Here is a 1,176-nt window from a genome sequence, read left to right as displayed (position 1 = left end):
CCTTGAACCGTTCCCGCAGGTCCGGCAGCCGGGCGGCCGCCGTGCGCAGGCGCTCGACCGGCATGCCGCGCAGATCGGGCGCGACCGTCCAGGTGGCGTCGACCGTCTCGGCGAAGCGGTCGAGGAAAGTGGCCTGATCCACCATGAGCGGGCCGTAGGTGGTGTATCCCTCCCTCTCGACGCCGCGGCCGAGCATCGGGTCGCCGGCCCAGCGTGGCCCGTACGGGTCGTCGGGCACGAACACCCCGGTGATCTTGACCCGTACCGGCTCGGCATCGATACGGCCGACCGTGGTGAACACCTGCCCGGCCGTGAAACCGGTGAGCGAGGCGGCGGCCAGGGAGATCGCCGCCTCGACCGGCTCGGTGCGCGACCGGGGCCAGGAGCCGCTGATCAGTCTCGCGTGCTGCTGGAATCCGTCGAAACTGCCGAACCTGAGCCGCTCCGGCCGCCGGTACGTCAACTTCTCCTGGCCCGGCATCGCGTAGCCGTCCGAGCGGAGCAAGGTGGTCACTTCGCTGGGCGCACCGCCGAACGCCTGAGCCGTCTGTGTCCGCACGGCGTGGTCGAACTCGGCGAAGTTCCCGGCGTCGATCACCCCGGCGACCGTGACACCGACGTCCTGAGGCGAAGCCCTCTCCACGGCATGTCGCACTGCCACGTCACCGAGAGTCGCGGCACAGATGCCGAGCCCGGCGAACACGGTGGCGACCAGCAGGCTCACCACGCCCAGTCTCAGCGCCGACGGCGTGCCCCCGCCGCCTTCCACCACTCTCATGATCAGCCCTTCGGTTGCTGGGGTTTCCCGGTGATCACCTTGGCAGCTGATCGGCAGCGGTGGCCACTCCTCAGGCGGTGAAGCGCTCCTGAACCTCGGCGATCACCGGGCGGCTGTTCCACAGGAGCACCGCGGCGAACGCCGAGGCCAGCAGCGCCGGCACCAGCTCGGTGACGACCATCGTGAGCCCGCCCGCCACGACCAGCAGGGCTGCGTTGCCGGACGTGGCCTTCGGGTGGCGCATGAGGAAGTACGAGGCCAGCCGCGCCACGTCCACCGCCCGGAACTCGAACAGCGACGTGATCACCAGGGCGTTCGCGACCCACAGCATCGCCGCCAGCGTCGCCTGAACAAGCTCACGCGCCATGTCCCTTTCTGTCGGATTCGTCCCTCCTACC

General features: G+C 69.9%; 2 protein-coding genes. Both read right to left on the bottom strand.

Features of this window, described 5'->3' with window-relative positions; all coding sequences use genetic code 11:
- On the bottom strand, nucleotides 1-778 hold a 778-nt coding region (locus AB0J09_RS65365), incomplete at its 3' end, for a hypothetical protein (protein WP_360714627.1).
- 70 nt (nucleotides 779-848) lie between these two features.
- The gene (locus AB0J09_RS65360; protein ID WP_360714625.1) at nucleotides 849-1,145 is read right to left on the bottom strand and encodes a hypothetical protein; all 297 of its coding nucleotides are present in this window, start codon (nucleotides 1,143-1,145) and stop codon (nucleotides 849-851) included.
- Between the last annotated feature and the right edge of the window lie 31 nt (nucleotides 1,146-1,176).

It is taken from the genome of Nonomuraea sp. NPDC049784, from assembly GCF_040659615.1.
Taxonomy (GTDB): domain Bacteria; phylum Actinomycetota; class Actinomycetes; order Streptosporangiales; family Streptosporangiaceae; genus Nonomuraea.
This window is presented reverse-complemented; position numbering and strand designations above follow the sequence as displayed.

Bases quoted from the DNA above. Each gene is read 5' to 3' on its own strand.
- AB0J09_RS65360 (WP_360714625.1), bottom strand. From the start codon at position 1,145: ATGGCGCGTGAGCTTGTTCAGGCGACGCTGGCGGCGATGCTGTGGGTC.